General features: G+C 41.0%; 21 protein-coding genes and 1 pseudogene. 11 read left to right on the forward strand and 11 right to left on the reverse strand.

From position 1 onward, the window contains the following. Nucleotides 1–64 precede the first annotated feature (64 nt). Nucleotides 65–736, forward strand: a complete 672-nt coding sequence (gene deoC / locus E4T92_RS09200; RefSeq protein WP_135094379.1) for a deoxyribose-phosphate aldolase — start codon at nucleotides 65–67, stop codon at nucleotides 734–736. 132 nt (nucleotides 737–868) lie between these two features. Here deoC and greB read toward each other — a convergent pair whose 3' ends face one another. Further along, nucleotides 869–1,348, reverse strand: a complete 480-nt coding sequence (greB, locus tag E4T92_RS09205; RefSeq protein ID WP_135094380.1) for a transcription elongation factor GreB — start codon at nucleotides 1,346–1,348, stop codon at nucleotides 869–871. 111 nt (nucleotides 1,349–1,459) lie between these two features. Between greB and E4T92_RS09210 the strand changes: the two genes are divergently transcribed. Then, the gene (locus tag E4T92_RS09210) at nucleotides 1,460–3,775 is read left to right on the forward strand and encodes a Tex family protein (protein ID WP_135094381.1); all 2,316 of its coding nucleotides are present in this window, start codon (nucleotides 1,460–1,462) and stop codon (nucleotides 3,773–3,775) included. 92 nt (nucleotides 3,776–3,867) lie between these two features. Here E4T92_RS09210 and E4T92_RS09215 read toward each other — a convergent pair whose 3' ends face one another. After that, nucleotides 3,868–5,397: a YifB family Mg chelatase-like AAA ATPase gene (locus E4T92_RS09215; protein ID WP_135094382.1), complete on the reverse strand. Its 1,530-nt coding sequence runs from the start codon at nucleotides 5,395–5,397 to the stop codon at nucleotides 3,868–3,870. Nucleotides 5,398–5,511: 114 nt separating this feature from the next. Continuing rightward, a complete protein-coding gene (yihA, locus tag E4T92_RS09220) occupies nucleotides 5,512–6,129 on the reverse strand; it encodes a ribosome biogenesis GTP-binding protein YihA/YsxC (protein ID WP_077544529.1) in 618 nt (205 codons plus the stop codon). Between the two features lie 104 nt (nucleotides 6,130–6,233). On the opposite strand from yihA, the pseudogene E4T92_RS09225 reads away from it, so the two are divergent. Next, nucleotides 6,234–7,098 (forward strand): annotated as a pseudogene (locus E4T92_RS09225) (DUF535 family protein). A 165-nt stretch (nucleotides 7,099–7,263) separates the two neighbouring features. Here E4T92_RS09225 and E4T92_RS09230 read toward each other — a convergent pair. Genes E4T92_RS09230 through E4T92_RS09245 form a run of 4 tightly spaced genes read right to left on the reverse strand, consistent with a single transcriptional unit; the run spans nucleotide 7,264 to nucleotide 9,987 of the window. Further along, the gene (locus E4T92_RS09230; RefSeq protein WP_135094383.1) at nucleotides 7,264–7,935 is read right to left on the reverse strand and encodes a stress protein; all 672 of its coding nucleotides are present in this window, start codon (nucleotides 7,933–7,935) and stop codon (nucleotides 7,264–7,266) included. 51 nt (nucleotides 7,936–7,986) lie between these two features. Further along, nucleotides 7,987–8,562 (reverse strand): TerD family protein, encoded by a 576-nt coding sequence (locus E4T92_RS09235; protein ID WP_077493458.1) that lies wholly within the window; start codon nucleotides 8,560–8,562, stop codon nucleotides 7,987–7,989. Nucleotides 8,563–8,593: 31 nt separating this feature from the next. Beyond that, entirely contained in the window at nucleotides 8,594–8,962 is a 369-nt protein-coding gene (locus tag E4T92_RS09240) for a stress protein, tellurium resistance protein TerZ (RefSeq protein ID WP_135094384.1), read from the reverse strand. A 23-nt stretch (nucleotides 8,963–8,985) separates the two neighbouring features. Beyond that, a complete protein-coding gene (locus tag E4T92_RS09245; RefSeq protein ID WP_135094406.1) occupies nucleotides 8,986–9,987 on the reverse strand; it encodes a TerC family protein in 1,002 nt (333 codons plus the stop codon). 182 nt (nucleotides 9,988–10,169) lie between these two features. Here E4T92_RS09245 and E4T92_RS09250 point away from each other — a divergent pair, with 182 nt between their 5' ends. Beyond that, nucleotides 10,170–10,604 carry a helix-turn-helix transcriptional regulator gene (locus tag E4T92_RS09250; RefSeq protein WP_167754050.1) on the forward strand — a complete coding sequence of 145 codons (435 nt, stop codon included), beginning with the start codon at nucleotides 10,170–10,172 and terminating at the stop codon, nucleotides 10,602–10,604. 227 nt (nucleotides 10,605–10,831) lie between these two features. On the opposite strand, the gene glpK is transcribed toward E4T92_RS09250, so the two are convergent. Beyond that, nucleotides 10,832–12,343 (reverse strand): glycerol kinase GlpK, encoded by a 1,512-nt coding sequence (gene glpK, locus E4T92_RS09255; RefSeq protein ID WP_135094385.1) that lies wholly within the window; start codon nucleotides 12,341–12,343, stop codon nucleotides 10,832–10,834. A 340-nt stretch (nucleotides 12,344–12,683) separates the two neighbouring features. Between glpK and E4T92_RS09260 the strand changes: the two genes are divergently transcribed. Then, the gene (locus E4T92_RS09260; RefSeq protein ID WP_135094386.1) at nucleotides 12,684–13,427 is read left to right on the forward strand and encodes an MIP/aquaporin family protein; all 744 of its coding nucleotides are present in this window, start codon (nucleotides 12,684–12,686) and stop codon (nucleotides 13,425–13,427) included. A gap of 98 nt (nucleotides 13,428–13,525) precedes the next feature. Here the strand turns inward: E4T92_RS09260 and glpQ are convergent, their stop codons facing one another. Then, the gene (gene glpQ, locus E4T92_RS09265) at nucleotides 13,526–14,617 is read right to left on the reverse strand and encodes a glycerophosphodiester phosphodiesterase (protein ID WP_135094387.1); all 1,092 of its coding nucleotides are present in this window, start codon (nucleotides 14,615–14,617) and stop codon (nucleotides 13,526–13,528) included. A gap of 146 nt (nucleotides 14,618–14,763) precedes the next feature. Further along, complete coding sequence (gene glpT, locus E4T92_RS09270) at nucleotides 14,764–16,206, reverse strand: glycerol-3-phosphate transporter (protein ID WP_135094388.1); 1,443 nt, start codon at nucleotides 16,204–16,206, stop codon at nucleotides 14,764–14,766. Nucleotides 16,207–16,488: 282 nt separating this feature from the next. Here glpT and glpA point away from each other — a divergent pair, with 282 nt between their 5' ends. The 6 genes from glpA (at nucleotide 16,489) to E4T92_RS09300 (ending at nucleotide 22,518) form a co-directional block, all read left to right on the forward strand. Next, on the forward strand, nucleotides 16,489–18,180 hold the full coding sequence (gene glpA / locus E4T92_RS09275; RefSeq protein WP_135094389.1) for an anaerobic glycerol-3-phosphate dehydrogenase subunit A: 1,692 nt from the start codon (nucleotides 16,489–16,491) through the stop codon (nucleotides 18,178–18,180). Beyond that, on the forward strand, nucleotides 18,170–19,453 hold the full coding sequence (glpB, locus tag E4T92_RS09280; protein WP_135094390.1) for a glycerol-3-phosphate dehydrogenase subunit GlpB: 1,284 nt from the start codon (nucleotides 18,170–18,172) through the stop codon (nucleotides 19,451–19,453). The genes glpA and glpB overlap by 11 nt, the downstream gene beginning before the upstream one ends. 9 nt (nucleotides 19,454–19,462) lie before the next feature. Next, nucleotides 19,463–20,743 (forward strand): anaerobic glycerol-3-phosphate dehydrogenase subunit GlpC, encoded by a 1,281-nt coding sequence (gene glpC / locus E4T92_RS09285; RefSeq protein WP_135094391.1) that lies wholly within the window; start codon nucleotides 19,463–19,465, stop codon nucleotides 20,741–20,743. Between the two features lie 293 nt (nucleotides 20,744–21,036). Continuing rightward, on the forward strand, nucleotides 21,037–21,687 hold the full coding sequence (locus E4T92_RS09290) for a cation diffusion facilitator family transporter (protein WP_135094392.1): 651 nt from the start codon (nucleotides 21,037–21,039) through the stop codon (nucleotides 21,685–21,687). A gap of 50 nt (nucleotides 21,688–21,737) precedes the next feature. Further along, nucleotides 21,738–22,130, forward strand: coding sequence for a MerR family transcriptional regulator (locus E4T92_RS09295; protein WP_135094410.1), 393 nt, complete (start codon nucleotides 21,738–21,740; stop codon nucleotides 22,128–22,130). 70 nt (nucleotides 22,131–22,200) lie between these two features. Further along, nucleotides 22,201–22,518 carry a multidrug efflux SMR transporter gene (locus tag E4T92_RS09300; protein ID WP_077542687.1) on the forward strand — a complete coding sequence of 106 codons (318 nt, stop codon included), beginning with the start codon at nucleotides 22,201–22,203 and terminating at the stop codon, nucleotides 22,516–22,518. Between the two features lie 57 nt (nucleotides 22,519–22,575). Here the strand turns inward: E4T92_RS09300 and E4T92_RS09305 are convergent, their stop codons facing one another. Next, nucleotides 22,576–22,962: an MmcQ/YjbR family DNA-binding protein gene (locus E4T92_RS09305; RefSeq protein ID WP_135094394.1), complete on the reverse strand. Its 387-nt coding sequence runs from the start codon at nucleotides 22,960–22,962 to the stop codon at nucleotides 22,576–22,578. Nucleotides 22,963–23,054 lie beyond the last annotated feature (92 nt).

A 23,054-nucleotide genomic window follows, 5' to 3' on the forward strand; every position in this document is an offset into this window, starting at 1 on the left:
TCAAATTTCACAATATTTTGCTATCATAGCCAGGCAAATTTTTACTGTATAAAGGAGAACCAAAATGGACAACAAAACCCTTGCAAAATATATTGATCATACCGCGCTTACCGCTGATAAAAATGAGCAGGATATTTTAATGCTCTGTGATGAAGCGGTGAAATACGGTTTTTACTCTGTTTGTATCAATTCGGGTTATATCACCTTAGCAAAAGAGAAATTAGCCGAATCTGATGTGAAAATTTGTACCGTTGTCGGTTTTCCGCTTGGCGCTAATTTAACATCAGTGAAAGCCTTTGAAACGCAAGAAGCCATCAAAGCCGGTGCAAATGAAATTGATATGGTCATCAATGTGGGCTGGATTAAATCCAATAAATGGCAAGCAGTAAAAGATGACATTCAAGCCGTGTTAAACGCCTGTAACGGCGTGCCACTGAAAGTAATTTTAGAAACTTGTTTATTATCTAAAGAAGAAATCATTAAAGCCTGTGAAATTTGCCGGGAATTAGGTGTGGCGTTCGTCAAAACTTCTACTGGATTCAGCAAAGGCGGCGCTACCGTTGAAGATGTCGCATTAATGAAAAAAATCGTGGGTAATATTGGTGTAAAAGCCTCGGGTGGAGTACGTGATACGAAAACGGCATTAGCCATGATTGAAGCCGGTGCAACACGTATTGGTGCCAGTGCAAGTGTTTCAATTATTGGCTGCACTAATGAAGCACAAAGTGATTATTAAACCAAAATCCGCACATATTATGTGCGGATTTTTATTTCTATATTTTTGAAAATCTTCTATATAAGAAATGAAACCTTTTTAGAATTTGAGGCATGTTATTTTCAATATTGATAATCTTCAATCTATAAAGTTTTAGGTAGTTTCATACCAAATTCGGTTAACGTAGTATGTTATACGCCCTGAAGGTGTTTCCACATTCACCTCATCATCAATGTTTTTACCAATTAAAGCACGTGCTACAGGGGAATCAATAGAAATCCAGTTTTTTGCGGGATCAAACTCGTCACAGCCCACGAGACGATATTGTTTCACTTCTCCATCGCCATCTTCCAGTTCCACCCATGCGCCAAAGAAGACTTTTCCTTCCTGTTTAGGGTTGTAATCCACAATTTGTAAAACTTCTAAACGCTTTGTGAGAAAACGCACACGGCGATCAATTTCCCGCAATCGGCGTTTACCATAAATATACTCGGCATTTTCACTGCGATCCCCTAACGCTGCCGCATCAGACACCGCTTGAGTGACTTTGGGGCGTTCCTCTTTCCACAAAAATTTGAGTTCTTTGTCCAAAGCGTTCCAGCCTTGGCGTGTGATGTAGTTTGATTTTGCCATTTATTTTATAAAGGTCGGAAAATTTATTGAATTATATTTGAGCCAAGGTATCAAAACCAGTATTCTATGCCCGATTTTCATTAACTTTATTTTCAACAAAGACGTATTCCGATGCTAAATCAACAAATCAGTCAAATCATCGCAACAGAGCTTAATGTTGCACCTAATCAAATTCTCTCTGCCATTCAACTTGTCGATGACGGCAACACCATTCCATTTATTGCACGTTATCGTAAAGAGGCTACCGGTGGTTTAGATGATACTCAACTACGCCATTTTGAAACCCGTTTAGGCTATTTACGTGAGCTTGAAGAACGCCGTCAAAGTATTTTGAAATCTATTGATGAACAAGGCAAACTCACCGATGAATTGCGCGCACAAATTGAAGCGACACAAAGCAAAACTGAACTTGAAGACCTCTATTTACCTTATAAACCTAAACGTCGTACAAAGGGGCAAATTGCTATTGAGGCAGGGCTTGAGCCTCTTGCCGAGTTACTTTGGAACGAGCCAAAAAATGAGCCGGAAACGACCGCACTTTCTTTCGTTGATACCGAAAAAGGTGTCGCTGACACGAAAGCTGCGTTAGATGGGGCACGCTATATTTTAATGGAACGTTTTGCCGAAGATGCACAATTATTGGCAAAAGTACGTCAATATTTGCAGCAAAATGCACAAATTGAATCGAAAGTAGCAGAAGGAAAAGAACAAGAAGGGACAAAATTCCAAGATTATTTTGACCATCAGGAATTATTGAAAAATGTGCCTTCACACCGTGCTTTGGCGATGTTCAGAGGGCGTAATGAAGGCATTTTACAGCTTACCTTAAATGCAGATCCCGATGCAGAAGAAGGAACACGCCACAGTTATTGTGAAGACATTATTCGAGAACACTTGGGCGTGCGTTTCAGCGGTCTGCCGGCGGATAAATGGCGTGAACAAGTCATTGCTTGGACGTGGAAAATTAAAGTCTCTCTGCATTTAGAGACGGAATTAATGAGTGCCTTGCGTGAAAAAGCGGAGGAAGAGGCCATTGATGTTTTCGCCCGAAATCTGACCGCACTTTTAATGGCAGCACCTGCCGGCTCAAAAAATACCATGGGGCTTGATCCGGGACTACGTACCGGTGTGAAAGTTGCCGTGGTGGATAATACGGGGAAATTATTGGACACCACCACTATTTATCCTCACACATTCGGTCGTGAGAGTGAAGCACAAATGACTTTATTTGGCCTCATTCGCAAGCATAATGTGGAACTTATTGCCATTGGTAATGGTACAGCCTCTCGTGAAACGGAACGTTTTGCGAAGGAGGTGATTAAAGAAATTAAAGACAATAAACCGCAAACCGTAGTGGTGAGCGAAGCGGGCGCTTCAGTTTATTCCGCTTCCGAATTTGCCGCCAATGAATTTCCAAATTTAGATGTTTCCTTGCGTGGGGCGGTATCCATTGCCCGCCGATTACAGGATCCTTTGGCAGAGCTAGTGAAAATCGAACCCAAGGCGATTGGCGTGGGGCAATATCAACATGATGTCAATCAATCTCAATTAGCCCGTAAATTGGATGCAGTCGTTGAGGATTGTGTGAATGCAGTAGGCGTTGATTTAAATACGGCTTCCGCCCCTCTACTCGCTCGTGTCGCAGGCATGACAAAAACCTTAGCACAAAACATCGTAGCTTACCGTGATGAAAACGGTCGTTTTGACAGCCGTGAGCAACTAAAAAAAGTGCCTCGTTTGGGGCCAAAAGCCTTTGAACAATGTGCCGGTTTTATGCGAATTGCAGACGGAAAAAATCCGCTGGATGCGTCAGGGGTTCATCCGGAGGCTTATTCATTGGTAGAAAAAATCTTACAAGCGACTCAACAATCCATTCAAGAATTAATGGGAAGCCATACGGTGCGTCAGCTTAACGCCGCACAATTTACCGATGAACGTTTTGGGTTACCAACGGTACAAGATATTTTCAAAGAATTGGAAAAACCGGGACGTGATCCTCGTGGTGAATTTAAAACCGCCACCTTTATTGAAGGTGTGGAAGACATCACCGATTTAAAAGTCGGTATGATTTTAGAAGGCACAATTACGAATGTCACCAATTTTGGCGCATTCGTCGATATCGGCGTACATCAAGACGGGCTGGTACATATTTCATCACTCAGTGATAAATTTGTGGAAGATCCACATCAAGTGGTGAAAACCGGTGATATCGTGAAAGTCAAAGTGTTAGAGGTGGATATTCCTCGTAAACGCATTGCACTGACCATGCGATTAGATGAAAGTGCGGTAAAAAATACCGATAAATCTGACCGCACTTTATCGGCTAAACCAAAGGCGAATATATCACGTCAAGATCGAAGCTCACGCCCAAATAATAGTGCAATAGGCAATGCCTTTGCGGATGCCTTGAAGAACTGGAAAAAATAGTATGTTTATCTTCCGTGGGATTTATTCTTCGGAAGATTGACTTTAAGGGAGATGGACGTTTTATTTGTTGCTACATTGGAAAGAGTTGTTTATCACATATTTGCTAATTTTTGTAATAACCTATCCATTGCCCGATATCCTAACGCTTCGGCTAAATGAAGCTGGGAAATGTGTTTTTCTTCATTCAGATCGGCAATGGTGCGGGAGACTTTGAGAATACGATGATAGGCTCGCACTGAAAGTCCGAGTTTATTCAATGCATTTTCAAGAAATAATGCGTCTTTTTCGCTCAATCTACAATCACGTTCAATTTCTTTACCGGTTAAATAGGCGTTGATTTTACCGGCTCGAGCTAATTGAATTTCTCGTACTTTTAATACTTTTTCCCGCACTTGTGCACTGGTTTCACCTCGATCGCCTGAATGTTGTAAACTCCCTTGTGGTAATAGTGGCACTTCAATGGATAAGTCAAACCGATCTAAAAATGGGCCGGATAATCGGTTTAAGTAGCGTATAATTTGTTGCGGTGATGTGCGATTATGCGTGCTGGTGTAATGGCCTGTAGGGCTTGGGTTCATTGCGGCGACCAATTGAAAACGTGCAGGAAATTGAATTTTAGCATTGGCTCGTGAGATGACAATTTCGCCACTTTCCAAGGGTTGGCGTAAAGCATCAAGGACTTTCCGTTCAAATTCAGGTAGTTCATCTAAAAAAAGTACGCCATTATGTGCTAAGGAAATCTCTCCCGGTTTAGGGATCGTCCCTCCTCCCACTAATGCGGGTAGTGAGGCACTGTGATGTGGGGCTCGAAATGGGCGTTGTTTCCAATTATGTAAATTGAGTTCATTTTGTACGAGGCTTGTCACAGAAGCGGTTTCAATGGCTTCTTGATCACTCATTTCCGGTAATAGTGCTGTTAGACGGCTTGCCAGCATAGTTTTCCCCGTTCCCGGAGGGCCAAGAAAAAGTAAATTGTGTTGTCCTGCAGCGGCAATAGTGAGTGCCCGTTTAGCATGTTGTTGTCCAATAATATCTGTTAAGTCTAAGTGATTTTTATACTGAACACTCACCGCTCTTTCTCTCGTTAATTCCGTGGCAGTCGGCAATTTTTCCTGATTATTAAGAAACTGCACAACATCAAGTAGGGTTTGAGCGAAGTAGGTGTTTTGTTCTGAGCCTAATGAGGCTTCATTGGCATTTTGCTTGGCAATGATAAGTTCTCGTTTGGATTTTTGTGCAGAAAGAATAGCCGGAATGACTCCATGAACACCTCGTAAATGCCCAGTAAGTGCAAGCTCACCTAAAAATTCAAATTGTTTTAAACGACCGACATCTAATTGATCGGACGCAGCGAGAATTCCGATAGCAATAGGTAAATCAAACCGTCCTCCTTCTTTGGGTAAATCTGCCGGTGCAAGGTTTACGGTAATACGTTTTGCCGGATATTTAAATTGTGCGTTCATTAATGCACTACGTACGCGATCTTGCGCTTCTTTGACTGTTTTCTCAGGTAATCCTACGAGCGTAAATCCTGGTTTCCCGTTGCTCAAATGGACTTCAATGGTAACAAGTGGGGCTTGCACGCCCATAGAGGCTCGGCTATAAACGATGGCTAGGGACATAGGAATCCTAAAAGTGCGGTTAAAATTTAAAAAGTTTTCGTACTATAAAAAAAGCCAGTGGTGAAATCACTCATCACTGGCTTTTTTTGCGATCTTACTCGCAAAATTTAGATTTTATTCAGCGAAAACCGGAGAGAACCAACTATCTAATTTTGTTGCAAGTTTATCAATACCAATTTTATTTTGTGCTGAAAAGGCTTCTACTTGTATATCGCCTTGGAAAGGAAGGATTGCTTCCCGCACCATTTTTACTTGTTTGCTCCTTGCGCTTTGGCTCAATTTATCTGCTTTAGTGAGCAGGAGTAAAACCGGCAAATTTGCCGACACTGCCCATTCAATCATTTGTTGATCGAGATCTTTTAGGGGGTGACGAATATCCATCAATACGACTAAACCTGCCAGACATTCCCGTTTTTGCAAATATTCTCCTAAGGATTTTTGCCACTGAATTTTCATTTGCTCCGGTACGGCGGCATAACCGTAGCCCGGTAAATCCACAAGTTTACAATTCGGTTCGACTTCAAATAAGTTGATAAGCTGAGTTCGCCCCGGGGTTTTAGAGGTGCGAGCCAGGTTTTTTTGATTTGTTAACGCATTGAGTGCGGTAGATTTTCCCGCATTTGATCGACCGGCAAAGGCGATTTCAATACCGCTATCTTCCGGAATCGCACGAATATTGGGCGCGCTCGTAAGAAAGTGGGTTTTGTGATAATTCAGTTTAATTTCAGACATAATTTTTCCTTTGATATTGTGGCGTAAAGCATACCATAGATCGTAATTTTGCTGAAATTGTGTAAAATAGTTTTGCTTAGGAATCTATTCACATAACAATAAAAATGGCGACAAAGCAGCAATATACTTGGGTAAAAGCGAATGTTATTCATCCCGACCGTCCCGGTCGTTCTGATTATTTAAAACGTTTTCGTTATAATTTACGCAGCCTTTTGCATTGGTATTGGATCAAACGATTTGAGGGCTTTATTAACCGGCATCCTGCCCTTATTCCGATATTGAATGAGCGTGTAAATTATGCCTATCCATTGGTGTCTCGTTTTTTAGATAAACGCTTTAGCGCATCTAAACGCTTTCAATGTATGTGTGATAACCTTCTGTTTTTATCTGAAAAACTAACCGCACTTTCTAAAGCATTATGGGAACAACCATTAAGTTTTGGTGAGGTTATCCCCGACTTTGAAATTACATTAAATGACGACACATCAACCGATGGAGGGGTATTGGGTGCTCGAACTGTGGCACAAACCTCAAAATGAATTGGTGTATTTGCTCACCTTCGCCAAACTTGAAAATGCCTTGCTTATTGCTGTTGTACAAGGGCCGAATTTTGAAGGCTCAAAAGAAATGGTGAAACACCTGACTAAATCTTGCCATAGTTTACGTCCGGCTTACTTGATGGTAGAAACGATGAAAGCCCTCACTAAGATTTTAGGTTTTAAAACATTACTTGGCATTCCTCAAAAATATCAAAATAAATCTCGCTTTATTCAATCGAAAAGCTATACCGTGAATTATGATGCCATTTTTTCAGAATCAGGCGGACAACGAAAAGATTATTGGGTTTTACCTTTGGAAGAGAATAGAAATCTTGATGATGTGCCAAGTAAAAAACGTTCTATGTATCGGAAACGCTATGCTATGTTGGATAATTTGGCAAAATCCATGACGAAAAAATTAGGACTTTAAGAATAAAAAAGTGCGGTGAAATTTGACCGCACTTTTGCTTTTACACTCTTTAAGGATTATTTCCCCCTTAATTCGCATCTTCTTTCGCCAATTCCAGGGAGCGTTTAGTTTGGTTTTTTGAGGTGCAGATTATAAAAGTGGCTTTTCTATTCTCAAGAAAATGTTTTATTTTGAACCAGCACCCCAATTAAAGCCCCAACCATAATATCTATCGCATCCTTTGTGATCATTATGAAAGGTAATTTCTTTACGCACCGACATCTGTCTTCCATTAAATTCAATGGATGCAATTGCACAAAATGTTCTCGGATCGGTTTGTCTGCCCATTTCCACCACAATATCCGGCTGTCCAGGCACTTTCACTGTAACAACAGCATCAGATTCTCCCCATTTTGCGATACCGTCATAAATAAAACAGTACACAATGATACGGCGGATAGCCTCTGCCCCATTGGGATTGACTAAAATATTTTCACCGGATTGGCTGCCCGAGCCTCTATCATCTCCACAATGCCAAATCCAAGGTGCTTGAGTATAGCAACCTTGACGGGTTCTCTGATTTTTCGCACCGCCCCGATTATGGGAAAATTGCAATCCGTCAATGACAGATGCCTCACCATTATTCAATTCATAGTAGCACCCCAAGTCTAAATCAATATCCTGATTTTTATTAAACAAATTAGCGAACAGCCCTGCATTTTTCTTTTGCGTCCAATTTAAATTAATCGTAATTTGTTCATTATTCTTTGAAAGATTGACTCGGTGAGAATCTCCAGATTTTTCTAACACCACTTTGCTCAGTGAAATTTTCGGTTTTTTCGTTACATCTATTGCCATTTTTTTTCTCCACAAAGAAAAATAGGTAATCACTTACCTATTTTTTCTGATTTAGATGCTGATACCGTAATTTCTTGCAAGAGCAGCTAATCCGCCGGCAAAACCTTGACCAACCGCACGGAATTTCCATTCGCCGTTATGACGATAAATTTCACCGAAAATCATCGCTGTTTCTGTTGAAGCATCTTCGGTTAAATCAAAACGGGCAATTTCTTGATTATTATCACCATTTACACAGCGAATAAATGCATTAGAAACTTGTCCAAAACTTTGTTTACGGCTTTCTGCATCATGAATTGTGACGGTTACCGCAATTTTATCAATGGTAGCTGGTAATTTATTCAAATGTACAATTAAACTTTCATCGTCCCCATCACCTTCACCGGTGCGGTTATCGCCAGTGTGTTCAATACTTCCGTCCGAAGCAACTAGATTATTATAGAAAATAAAATCGGAATCTGACCGCACTTTTCCATTAGATGTGAGTAAGAAAGCACTTCCGTCAAGGTCAAATTCTGCACCATCTGTTGAACGAGCGTCCCAGCCTAAACCAATGATTAATTTTGTTAAGCCTGGAGCGGATTTACTTAAACTAACGTTACCGCCTTTTGATAAAGATACTGACATTTTTGTTTCTCCTATGGTTTATGAAATAAATTTAACTACAGTTTTGGGTAGGATTACCCGCTTTACGATTTAATTCTTGTGCAGCTTGGCACGCAGAATAGGATTGCTTACCCGCACAATTTTGATTAAACCAGTTTGTCCATTGGTTCACTTGATTGGCTTTGCTGTTATATGCATCCACTTCATAACTGGAATACTGATTTGGATAAGTATTGTTTAATTCCTTTGCTAGCCATTCTGCTTTATTGTAAATTTCTACACATTGTTCCATTAATTGATCGCTAATTACTGGAACATGGCCACTGGTACTTGACATTGGTGGCATAACATATTGTTGTGCTTTGAGAGAAATAGAGAATAAAGATAACAACGTTATTGATATTAATTTTTCCTTGCTCATGTATTTACTATCCTTAAGTGTATTTAATTTTCTGACTTGTCCGGAAATATAAAGGACGCAATCACCCCTAAAGCTAATACACCCAATACAATAAACAAACTAGTATTTGGTGAAATATGAATACCAGTATCACCGATTGCGTGATTCCAAGATTGAATTCCCATTTTGATTCCAATAAAGAATAAAAGGGCAATAATGGCTTTTTCGAGATGAACTAAATATTTGGTTAGAGCGGCAAGAATAAAATATAAGCTACGCAAACCGAGAATAGCGAAAATCATGGCTGCATAAACTAATAGTGGTTCTTGTGTAACTGCAATAACTGCAGGAACAGAATCGAAAGCGAAAGCTACATCGGATGTTTCAATCGCCATTAGGCATAGAAAGGCTGGAGTGGCATAACGTATGCCTTGACGGGTAATTGATGTTACCTGTTGTGCGTTCAATTCTAAGTGTTTAACGATAAAGCGTTCACCAAATAATTTGGTATAAGTTGGGATCAGTTTTCCCGTCCAACGCACACTCCAATGATTTGAATAATCCTCAATTTCTTCATTATCATTATCACCTGATTTGAGCATTTTGACTGCACTCCAAATTACAAAAGCAGCAAAAAGGAAACCAACATAAGGGCTTGCAGCAAATAAGCCTGCACCAATCACGACAAATACCGCTCGGAAAATTAATGCTCCAATAATGCCCCAATAAAGAATACGGTGTTGCAATTTGCCTGTGATACCAAAGGAGGCAAAAATTGCCATAAAGACCATTAGGTTATCAACTGATAAGCTCTTCTCCAACACATAGCCGGCAAGGTATAAATCCGCCCATTCTTTATCGAAACGTCCCCAAAGATAGCCGTAAAATACGAGTGCTAGTGTAATCCAAAACAAAGACCAGAGAGAGGCATCTTTGACACTAATCTCTTTGCTGTTACGATGTGCAAAAAGATCTAAATAAACGGATAGTGCAATCACAGCAAAGAAAATAACCACCGTTTCCAACGGGAAACCGAATTTTCCCAAGTTAAAATGGAAAGAAGAAAGAAAATCAGACATGTTAAAATCCTACAAATGAAAATGTCAGCTTGCATAAAAAATAGATAAAACCTACAATTTATTTTACTTTTTCGCCGTGAATGAACCAGTCATGAAAACGGTGTAAAATTCTCTTTTTACTGTGCAAAATTACCAAAATGAGGTGTGTGATGGATTTAAAAGAAAAAATTAGAACAATGCGGGAAATTCGTAAATGGTCACAGGAAGAGATGGCGGAAAAAATGAATATGTCGCTTAACGGCTATGCCCGTATTGAACGAGGTGAGACCAAACTTAGTTTGGAAAAATTAGAACAGATTGCTAATATCTTTAATATGGATGCTCTAGAATTTATGCAGACGGCAAATAAGGGTGTTTATTTTATGCTGAATGATTCTGCGGATAATAATAACGTGACTTATTATGGAAGTAGTGAACTAAATTATATTGAACTAGAAAAGTTGAAATTAACTATTCAAAATAAGGATGATCTTATTTTATTTAAAGATGAGATAATAAAAAATAAAGATGAATTATTGATACAGAAACAAAATGAAATTGAGTCGTTAAAAGAAATTATCTCATTATTGAAAAATGGAAAATAATTTGTTGGTCAATTCTAGATAATGAAATAAGCAAAATAGAATTTATAATTACATTAGTGCTAATAGTTATTTAGGAGAAAATACTTTCTAAACGTTTTTTAGAAAAAATTCAAATAAGTCGAGAAGATTGAGATTCACGCCTATAAAAACTGCACCCCAGTAGGTTGAAATTTAGTTCAACCTTTGGAGTGCAGATCGATTTTTTATACTATATCAGACTTTATGGTTTACTCCGCATCTTCCTTCGCCCATTCTAATGAGCGTTTTACCGCTTTTTTCCAGCCTTTGTAGCGACGTTCGCGTTTTTCATTGTCGTTATCCGGTGTGAAAGTACGCTCTACCCGTGCTTTATCACGAAGTTCGTCCAAGTCTTTCCAAAAACCGGTGGCAAGACCTGCCAGATAGGCTGCACCTAATGCAGTGACCTCTTTCACCACAGGACGTTCTACATTCACATCCAAAATATCTGCTTGGAATTGCATTAAGAAATTATTGTTCGTTGCACCGCCATCGACACGGAGATATTGTAGGCGTTCGCCTGAATCGGATTGCATGGCTTCCAATACGTCACGGGTTTGATAGGCGATAGATTCAAGGGTTGCACGTACAATATGATTACGGTTTGCACCACGGGATAGTCCAAAAATCGCTCCACGAGCATAAGGATCCCAATAAGGTGCGCCTAAACCGGTGAAGGCTGGCACAACGTAAACACCGTTGCTGTCCGATACTTTTTGGGCAAAGTATTCGGAATCAAAACTATCGTGAACAATTTTGAGTTCATCCCGTAGCCATTGAATAGAAGCACCGGCAATAAATACAGAACCTTCCAAGGCATATTCCGGTTCGCCTTTCGCATTACAGGCGATGGTGGTGAGCAAACCGTTTTTTGAGGTGATGGCTTTATCACCGGTGTGGAGCAGCATAAAACAACCTGTGCCGTAAGTGTTTTTGGCTTGTCCGGCATGTACGCATAAATGACCATAAAGTGCAGCTTGTTGGTCACCGGCAATACCTGCTACCGGAATACGTACACCGCCTTTACCGCCAATGTTGGTTTGACCGTAAATTTCAGAAGAATTACGCACTTCCGGCAACATGGAACGTGGAATATTCAAGATTTCAAGCATCTTGTCATCCCATTGTTTGGTGTGAATATTAAATAACATGGTGCGTGAGGCATTGGTGTAATCGGTGACGTGAACACGACCTTGAGTCAGTTTCCACACAAGCCAAGTATCCACTGTACCAAATAATAATTCGCCACGCTCTGCTTTTTCGCGCGTCCCTTCCACGTTGTCCAAAATCCATTTTACTTTTGTTCCGGAAAAATAAGGATCCACCACCAATCCTGTGGTATGACGAATATAATCCTCGTGACCGTCTGCTTTGAGTTTATCGGTAATATCCGCTGTACGGCGACATTGCCAAACAATAGCGTTATAAACGGGTACGCCAGTCGCTTTTTCCCACACAATCGTGGTTTCACGTTGGTTAGTGATACCAATCGCAGCGATTTCATCAGAAGTGATGCCTGCTTTGGCAACGACTTCATTGAGAGTGGAGCTTTGCGTCGCCCAAATTTCCATTGGATTATGTTCTACCCAACCTGCACGTGGGTAAATTTGAGTAAATTCGCGTTGGGCAATTTCAACAATGTTGGCGTTATGATCCAATAGTACGGCTCGAGAGCTAGTTGTACCCTGATCTAGAGCGATAATATATTTTTTGTCGGACATGGTGAACTCCTTGGAATACGTTCTTTAATGATAAACGAGTAGTTTGAGCTAAAACGAACAAATTGCGCTCGTAACCTAATTGAATTTTTATTAAATTTAAATACCCATTTTGTTATTTTATGACGGTGATCACAAAAATTTTTTCTTTTACGATAAATTATGTGATCAAGTTCTCATTTCTAAAATTTAGTTCAAATACCTACTTGATATGTAGGGCTTTTATCAGATAATGAGCGCGCTCACATTGAGTTTCTTACATTTGATCGAATAACGAACACAATTGCCTACCTGCGTTTCTTTTTAGGAATGCCTTCTTCAATCATTGTATGGAGATTCTCTTATGAACATTTATTTTGCTGAATTTTTCGGCACCGCACTTATGATTCTCTTAGGGAATGGCGTGGTTGCCAATGTTTGTCTTGATAAAACGAAAGGACAAAGTTCAGGTTGGATTGTGATTACGACTGCATGGGCGTTTGCGGTATATGTGGCAGTTGTCGTTGTTGGACCTTATAGTGGGGCACATTTGAATCCTGCCGTTACGTTAGGGCTTGCTGCAAAAGGTGCGTTCGACTGGAGCCTAGTACCAGGTTATGTCATCGCTCAAGTTTTTGGTGGTATGGTGGGCGCATTGTTGGTTTATGTGATGTATCGTAGTCATTTTCTCGCCACAGAAAATGAAGGTTTAAAACGTGCTTGTTTCTGTACGGAACCTGCAATTCGTCATTATCCAAGCAACCTTGTGAGTGAAATTATCGGCACATTTGTCTTGATCTTTGTGATTTTCTACATCGTTGGGGCTGATATTACCTTGCCGGGGACAACAGAAGCGACGCCTATTGGTTTAGGTTCTATTGGGGCGCTACCGGTGGCTATTCTTGTTTGGGCAATTGGTTTGAGTTTAGGGGGAACAACCGGCTATGCCATTAATCCGGCACGGGACTTTGGTCCACGTTTAGCCTTAGGGATTTTTTTGGGTCGTCAATTAAATACTAAAGCAGATTGGGCATATTGTTGGGTACCGATTGTAGGACCGATCATCGGGTCATTATTGGCAGCGGCTGTTTATGCAGTGGTGATGTAGCTAAGTCGAAAAACAGGTTGTAAAACAACCGCACTTTTTAAACATATAAAAAGAACCCAATCTATAAAAGATTGGGTTCGTTCTTTTGTGCAGAAAAATTATTGTTTACCTTTCAAAAATTCAACGCCGGTATCAGGGAAATCCGTAAACACACCTGTCGCACCGGCTTTATTCAGCAAGGCATCATACATTTGATTCACATCGGTAAAAAATTCTGGTAGGGCATCTTTACGCACGGTATAAGGATGTAACTCCACATTATATTGTGCTAACTCTTTCACTAATGGCGTGTATTGAATATTACCGACTTTTGATTTTTCTTTATCAACTAACATATACCAACCCGGCCCCACGCCATCCGCATATTTCACTACTTCCGCCATTGCGCCCGGTTTGAACATCCAATCATAATCATAGTTCACCCATTTGCCTTGCGCATTTTTTTCCTCAGTTTCGTGCCAGTCGGTGTATGCCACTAATTGAACTAATTTCAAATCCATTCCCATTTTAGGCAGTAATTCGGTTTTGATGCGTTTTAACTCGTTGAAATCAAAGGTTTGTAAATAAACTCTATCGGTTTTTTTGTCATAACCATATTTTTTCAATACCTTGAGTGTTTCGGCGGCAATATCTTTACCGTTTTGGTGGTGGAACCAAGGCGCTTTAATTTCAGGGTAAATACCCACTTTTTTACCAGTAGATTTTTCTAAACCTTGAATAAATTCAATTTCATCTTCAAAGGTATGGATTTTGAAATGGGATTTCCAAAGTGGGAAACGGTTCGGATAAACGGCAACTTGCTTACCATCTTTGGTTTCAAAGTTTTCCGTCATATTCAAACTTTGAATTTCTTTTAAGGTGAAGTCAATCACATAATAACGACCGTCTTTACGATGACGGTTCGGGAATTTTTTTGCCACATCGGTTAAACCGTCTAAAAAGTGGTCATGAATGACAATAAGACGACCATCTTTTGTCATGGCTAAATCTTGTTCTAAATAATCCGCTTGTTGACCGAAGGCAAGGGCTTTGGATTCCAGCGTATGCTCCGGTAAGTAGCCGCTTGCACCACGGTGAGCGATAATGATTTTTTCTGATTTCATATTATTTACCATCATTGAAGTTTGGCTGCTACAAGCGGCTAATACGCTAGTGGCCAGTAAAGAAAAGACTAATGTTTTAAGTTTCATAACTATTTCTCCTTGAAGAAGTGCGGTTAATTTTAAGACTGTTTTCGTGAATGAATAACATTGAATTAATATAATCTACTGATGTTAAAGATTTATTAAATAAAAAAGGCGACTTTAGCATTTGCTTGTCGCCTTTTTTACACGAATTATTTCGTGCCGTAGGTATCACCTAATTTTGCTTTGTGTTTGCCTTCTTCAATCATTACATTGAGAAGTAATAACACCGCTAAGATACCGCCGGCAATCATCACGTAGAAACCGCCATCCCAGCCGTAGTATTCAGCCGCCCAACCGACTACGGCAGAGGCAGATACCGTACCGCCTAAATAACCGAATAATCCGGTGAAACCGGCTGCCGTACCTGCGGCTTTTTTCGGTGCGAGCTCAAGGGCGTGTAAACCGATTAACATCACCGGACCATAAATTAAGAAGCCGATGGTTGTCATTAAAATGAAGTCGGTTAATTGATATGGGTTTTGATACCATGTATTGTAGCTGGCGATCTCTGCTTCAGGCGTAGCCGGGTTTTTCCATAAAGCGATAACGGCAATAGTGGTTAATATCATAAAGATGAAACCGGTTAATCCGCGTTTGCCTTTGAAGACCTTATCCGATACCCAACCGCATAATAATGTACCCGGAATTGCCGCCAATTCATAAATGGTGTATGCCCATGCTGTGCCTTTAATGTTGAAGTGTTTGACTTCACCTAAGTAAACCGGCGACCATTTCAACACACCGTAGCGGATTAAGTAAACGAACACGTTAGCAATAGCGATGTACCATAATAGTTTGTTTTTCAACACATAAGTCATAAAGATTTCTTTGGTAGAAAGCTCATGCTCGTAAGTTTTTTCGTTATAGTCGTCTGGATAGTCATTACGCCATTTTTCAACTGGCGGTAAGCCGCAAGATTGTGGGGTATCTTTCATCACAAGATAAATTGGAATGGCGATGATCATTGCGGCAATACCCGGATAGTAAAGCGCTTGTTGCCATACATCTTTTGCCGTTGCTTCAACACCATGTGTGCTGAAATAAATTGCACCGGCTAGAAGTACCATTGCACCCGGTACCATACCGCCAAGGTTATGTGCGGTATTCCAAATGGAAACGATAGTTCCGCGTTCGGATTTAGACCACCAGTGAACCATAGTACGTCCGCATGGCGGCCAGCCCATTCCTTGGAACCAACCGTTTAAAAAGATCATAATCCACATGATCACGATACCGGAGGTTGCCCACGGGAATAAACCCATCATGGTCATACATAAACCGGATAGCAATAAACCGAAGGGTAAAAAGACTTTCGGGTTAGAACGATCCGAAAGCATTGCCATAAAGAATTTTGACAAACCGTAGGCTAAACCGGCAGCCGTGCCGACAAGTCCCAACTCAGCTTTGTTATACATACCGGCTTCAATTAAACCTTTTTGAGCCAAGTCAAAGTTTGCACGCACAAAATAGTAAGCAGCATAACCAAAGAAGATCCCTGCAAATACCTGCCAGCGTAAGCGTTTGTAAGTAGAATCAATTTTTTCCGCCGGAAGTTCCGCAATATGCGGTGCGGGTTTAAATGGTCCAAACATAATTTTCTCCAACATTTATAATTATGGTTTTCCCTTCCAAATAAAGAGGAAAGGGCTGCGTGCATAATAATGAAAAATAAAAAATAAGAAAGTTTGATAACTAAAAAATGTGAACCAGTTCACAAAAAATTTATTTAACATGAGCGAATGAGAAAATAATTGTGATCTATCTCACATATTTATTTTCTTTTTCGCTCAAAATGTTGTTTATTTAGGCATTATTCTCTACAATCCATTTAGTTTTGTATTTTCTATAGTTTTTTGTGGGCTTTGGGGGTAAACATGGGATTATCGCCTAATTTATATCGAGATGTTGGAGAGTTTTCTTCCTTATCAACAGATGTGATTATCATTGGTGGCGGAGCCACAGGTGCAGGCATTGCACGTGACTGTGCATTACGTGGTATTAATTGCATTTTATTAGAACGCCGTGATATTGCCACAGGGGCAACAGGACGTAATCACGGGCTTTTGCATAGTGGAGCACGTTATGCGGTGAACGATCAGGAATCGGCGGAAGAATGTATTAAAGAAAACCGTATTTTGCGCAAAATCGCTCGTCATTGCGTAGATGAAACGGAAGGGTTATTTATCACTCTGCCTGAAGATTCCCTCGACTATCAAAAAACCTTCATTGAAAGCTGTACAAAATCCGGTATTGAGGCGGTTGCCATCGATCCCGAGCTCGCCAAAATTATGGAACCTTCCGTTAATCCAAATTTAGTGGGCGCAGTGGTGGTGCCGGACGGCTCCATTGACCCTTTTCGTTTAACTGCCTCTAATATGATGGATGCCGCGGAAAACGGTGCCAAAGTATTTACCTATTGTGAAGTGAAAAATCTCATTCGGGAAGGTGGGAAAGTCATTGGTGTGGATGTTTATGATCATAAAAATAAAATTAAACGCCAATTTTTTGCACCTGTGGTGGTAAATGCCAGTGGAATCTGGGGACAAGGCATTGCGGAATATGCCGATCTCAAAATAAAAATGTTCCCTGCGAAAGGGGCATTATTAGTGATGGGGCATCGCATTAATAAAATGGTGATTAACCGCTGCCGTAAACCTGCTGACGCTGATATTCTCGTGCCGGGTGATACCATTTGTGTGATTGGCACAACATCCAGCCGTATTCCTTATGATCAAATCGACAATATGGAAGTTACCCCCGAAGAAGTGGACATTCTTTTCCGTGAAGGGGAAAAACTCGCACCAAGCCTACGGCACACCCGTGTGCTGCGTGCCTATGCAGGGGTGCGTCCATTGGTGGCGACCGATGACGATCCGTCCGGTCGAAACGTCAGCCGTGGTATTGTTTTGTTGGATCATGCGGAACGTGACGGTTTAGACGGTTTTATTACCATCACCGGTGGTAAATTGATGACCTATCGTTTAATGGCGGAGTGGGCAACGGATTTGGTATGCAAAAAACTGAACAAAAATACACCTTGTGTCACCGCAGAACGCCCTTTACCGGGCTCGATAGAAAGCCGCCAAGAAACCAATCAGAAAGTGATTTCATTGCCAAGCACTATTCGTTATTCCGCTGTATATCGTCATGGTGCAAGGGCAAGCCGATTGCTGCAAACAGACCGTTTGGATCGTTCCATGGTGTGCGAATGTGAAGCGGTGACGGCAGGTGAAGTACGTTATGCCATTGATGAACTTGACGTGAATAACTTGGTAGATTTACGCCGCCGCACCCGTGTAGGCATGGGGACTTGCCAAGCGGAACTTTGTGCTTGCCGTGCAGCCGGTTTGATGAATCGTTTTGAGGTTGCCAGCCCTCGTCAATCCACTACGCAGCTCAATGCGTTTATGGAAGAACGTTGGCGTGGTATTCAACCTATCGCTTGGGGCGAGGCAATTCGTGAAGCGGATTTTACTGCTTGGATGTATGGCAGCGTATTGGGGTTGAATGATGTGAAACCGCTTGAGGAAAAAGCACAACAGGGGACGGATAGCAATGAATTTTGATGTAGCAATTATTGGCGGAGGCTTGGCAGGATTAACTTGCGGCATCGCCCTTCAACAGCGTGGTAAACATTGTGTGATTATCAATAACGGACAAGCCGCCATGGATTTTGCTTCCGGTTCTTTTGATTTATTAAGCCGTCTGCCAGACGGAAGTGCGGTGGAAAATTTAAAAGAAAATTTGACCGCACTTCGCACCGCATTACCGACTCATCCTTACAGTTTATTGGGCGAAGAACAAGTGATGAGTAAGGCTCAAGCGTTTGAAAGCTTAGCTCAATCCCTCAACCTTCATTTAGTGGGGGAGAGTGAAAAAAATCACTGGCGTGTTACCGGACTAGGGAGTTTACGTGGCACATGGCTTTCCCCGAATAGTGTTCCGACGGTAGAAGGGAACGAGCCTTTCCCACACAAACGCATTGCGGTGTTGGGGATTGAAGGTTATCACGATTTCCAACCGCAACTATTAGCGGCAAATTTAGTGCTTAACGCACAATTCGCTCATTGTGAGATAACCAGCGGTTTCTTGAATATTCCCCAGTTGGACGAACTTCGCCAAAATGCCCGAGAGTTCCGCAGTGTGAATATCGCACAGCTTTTAGAACATAAATTGGCTTTTGATGATTTGATGAAAGAAATTGTGGACTCGGCGAAAGGTACGGAAGCCGTATTTTTGCCGGCGTGCTTTGGGCTAGAAAATCAAGAATTTATGGCCGCACTTCGCAAAGCCACAAAACTCGCTTTATTTGAATTACCGACTTTGCCACCATCATTACTGGGAATGCGCCAACGTATTCAATTACGCCGCCGATTTGAATCTCTTGGGGGCTTAATGATGAATGGTGACAGTGCCGTGAAAGCCCATTTTGACGGTGATCGTGTGCGTTGCATTATGACACGCTTGCACAATAAGGAAGAAATCATTGCCGATAATTTTGTACTTGCTTCAGGTAGTTTTTTCAGTAAAGGGTTGATGTCCGAATTTGATCGAATTTTCGAGCCGGTATTTGATGCTGACATCACGGGCGTACAAGATTTTGACGCAAAAGATCGTTTCACCTGGACGGATAATCGTTTCTCTAATCCGCAACCTTATCAATCTGCTGGCGTGGTGATTAATGAGCATTGCCAAGTACAAAAGAGCGGTCAATTTTTAACGAATTTATATGCGGTGGGGAACGTCATCGGTGGTTTTAATGCGTTAGAACTGGGTTGCGGTTCCGGGGTAGCCGTGGTCACGGCACTGACTGTAGCAGATGAAATTTTGGCGAAATAGGGGGCGATGATGGATACGAACATTCAACGATTAATTGACAGCGCAAAACAATCGCTCAATTCACCGGCAAGCCATCAGTATATTGATGAAAGTTTTGAAAGCTGCATTAAATGCACCGCTTGTACTGCCGTTTGTCCGGTTTCCCGTAATAATCCCCTTTACCCAGGCCCGAAACAGTCCGGCCCTGATGGTGAGCGTTTGCGTTTAAAATCTGCCGAACTTTATGATGAAGCCCTTAAATATTGTACGAACTGTAAACGTTGTGAAGTGGCTTGTCCGTCCGATGTCAAAATCGGCGATCTGATTGTTCGGGCACGTAATAATCATCTGACACAACAGAAAAAACCGTTGATGAACAAATTGCGTGATGCCATTTTAAGTAATACCGACATTATGGGGAAACTCAACACACCTCTTGCACCTATTGTGAATACCGTCACCGGATTGAGTGCTACCAAATTTGTGCTTGAGAAAACCCTTAATATCAGTAAAAAAAGAACCTTACCAAAATATGCTTTTGGCACGTTCCGCAGTTGGTATATGAAAAATGCCTTGGAAGAGCAGAAAAACTTTGAACGTCAAGTGGCGTATTATCACGGCTGTTATGTGAACTATAATAATCCCCAACTGGGCAAAGAATTTTTGAAAGTATTCAATGCCATGGGGATAGGCGTGATGTTATTAGAAAAGGAAAAATGTTGCGGTTTACCTTTAACGGTGAACGGTTTTCCTGAACGTGCACGCAACATTGCCCGATTCAATACCGACTATATCGGCAAAATGGTGGATGAAAAAGGCTTAGAGGTGATCAGTGAGGCCTCAAGTTGTGCGTTAAATTTACGGGATGAATATCATCACATTTTAGGCATCGACAATGCAAAAGTCCGCCCACATATTCATATGGTGACCCCTTTCCTATATCAGCTTTTTAAAGAAGGAAAAACCTTACCGCTTAAGTCGCTGAAATTAAGAGTGGCGTACCACACAGCCTGTCATGTGGAAAAAGCCGGCTGGGCGCCTTACACATTAGAAGTATTGAAACAAATTCCTGGCTTGGAAATCATTATGTTACCGTCACAATGCTGCGGCATTGCCGGCACTTACGGCTTTAAAGCAGAAAACTACGACACCGCCCAATCTATCGGCAAAACCTTGTTTGATAATATCAACGAAGGCGGATTTGATTATATCATTTCCGAATGCCAAACCTGTAAATGGCAAATTGATATGTCCTCCAACGTCACCTGCATTCACCCATTGACCTTACTTTGTATGTCGATGGAGGTGTAGGAAGTAAAAGTGTGGTTAAATTGATCTGCATCTAATAAGGTTGGGTTACAATCCCGCTGAGTAAGGTGCAGATTTTTTACAACTAATTCAACCCATTATTCAGATTGCAACTCATTGAAATTTATTCTTTAAATAGAAAAATTATTCAAATATCTTCTATTTCATCTCCATTTTATAAATAGTGCATTTTTTCGAACTGTTGTATTTCTCACAAATATTCCCTTGACTCCGTACCCACTACAGACTTTACACTGATGTTCACTTAATCAACTTGCTCCTAAAAGGAAAGATAAATGAAAAATGTACATCAAGAACACGGGCATTCCCACCCTCACTCTCATACCCCAAAGAACAAAAGGATTTTAGGGATCAGTTTTATGATTATCACTGGTTATATGATGGTGGAGTTTTTAGGGGGATACTTTTTTAATAGCCTTACTTTAATGGCTGATGCTGGGCATATGGCAAACGATAGCCTATCGCTTTTTTTAGCCCTAGTTGCGTTATTTTTAAGCCTGAAATGGCAAAAAGTATTTGCTTTAGTCAATGGTATATCATTAATAGGTGTTGCAGTTTGGGTTTTATTTGAGGCGCGAGAGCGTTGGCAAATGGCGACTGAAATGTTGGTATTACCCATGTTGGGCGTGGCCGTTATGGGATTGCTTGTAAATCTTTTAGTTGCTTGGATGATGTTCAAAAGCGATCAAAATAACCTAAATATTCGTGCTGCTTATTTACATGTTTTAGCCGATTTATTTGGTTCTGTCGTAGCGATTTTGGCGGGGTTGAGTGTGTGGTGGTTTAATTGGCCGTGGGTTGATGTGGTTGCAAGCGGTATCTTGAGTGTGTTAGTACTACGCAGTGGTGTGTTAGTCACGTTGCAGGCGATTAGGGCGTTACAAGATCCCACAGGGTCTATTTCAATGACACCTCATTCTCATTAACGAGGGGATTTTGGTAAAATCTTGCAAGAATTAATCGTTTGGGGGGTATGATGAAAATCAATGAATTGAGCAAGTGTACGGGGATTAATCTTGAAACGATTCGTTACTATGAAAAACAAGGTATTTTACCCGAACCTAAACGGTCAGCGAATGGTTACCGTCAGTATCATGAAGAAAGTGTTAAGCAGTTAAATTTTGTTAAAAATTGCCGGGCATTGGGGTTTTCACTTGAAGATATTCGTGAACTTAATCGCTTGAAGTTCGGTAATGCTGATCATTATTATGCAGATCAGATGGTTTTAAGGCAGCTTGCTCGGGTGGAAGAAAAAATTGCTCAACTTCTAGACATTAAAATGTTTCTGCAATCGATCGCAACAGAAGAACCACACTGTGAATCGGAATGTAAAGTCATGTTGGGATTAAAAGAAGGCAAGTGCGGTTAAATTTGCAGAATTTTTTTCAATCGATACAATACCCACTCAATTTTATTGGTAAAAAATGAGGTCGTTGTATATGGCGTGGATTTATCTAGTGGTCGCAGGATTGATGGAGATTGGTTGGCCGCTCGGCTTGAAGTTGGCACAACAAGCGGGTTGGCGTTGGCAAGGCGTTGTTATAGCGATTTTATTTATGGCAGGCAGTGGCACATTACTTTTTTTAGCACAAAGAAATATTCCAATGGGAACCGCTTATGCGGTGTGGACCGGCATTGGTGCATTAGGTGCTTTCGTTGTGGGCGTGATGTTCTTAGGTGATGCATCTACAATGGGAAGGTGGGTTGGCGCTTTACTTATCGTTTCCGGTGTGATTGTGATGAAATTATCCAGTTAAAAGTTAGATATTGAAAATTAGTCCCCAAAATGACCGCACTTTTGATGATCGCTGTCATCATGTGATGTAACGAACACATTGTGATGGCGATTTTTTCATTGTTAGCGTAAAGCTCTCATCCAGCAATTCAAACAACAATCCTTCATCAATTTCCGCAAGATTTAAGCTGATCCAATGCTCTTTATTCATATGGTAAGCGGGATAAATGCCTTTTATCATCCGAAGAGAGCCAATTTCTTCTGGCTTGGCTTTTACATTAATGATTGAAACTTTCCCTTCCCTTAATATCCCTATTTTACTTGCTTCCACGACCATTAAAATGGCGAACCACTTACGATGACTTTGATGGCGGAAGACGGCATAATCAGGGAACTTTGCCCATGGATATTCCGCTTGGATGTGATAACGTTGTTCGATTTGAACTAAAAGCGTAGAAAGATTCATTTTACTCTTTGTGTTGCAAAAATTGTGTTTGATAAAAAATCTGCCCCTTAATAAGTTGGAGAGGATTTCCAACATTGGGGCAGATTAAAGTG

The sequence above is a fragment of the Pasteurella sp. WM03 genome, assembly GCF_004570945.1.
Lineage (GTDB): Bacteria > Pseudomonadota > Gammaproteobacteria > Enterobacterales > Pasteurellaceae > Rodentibacter.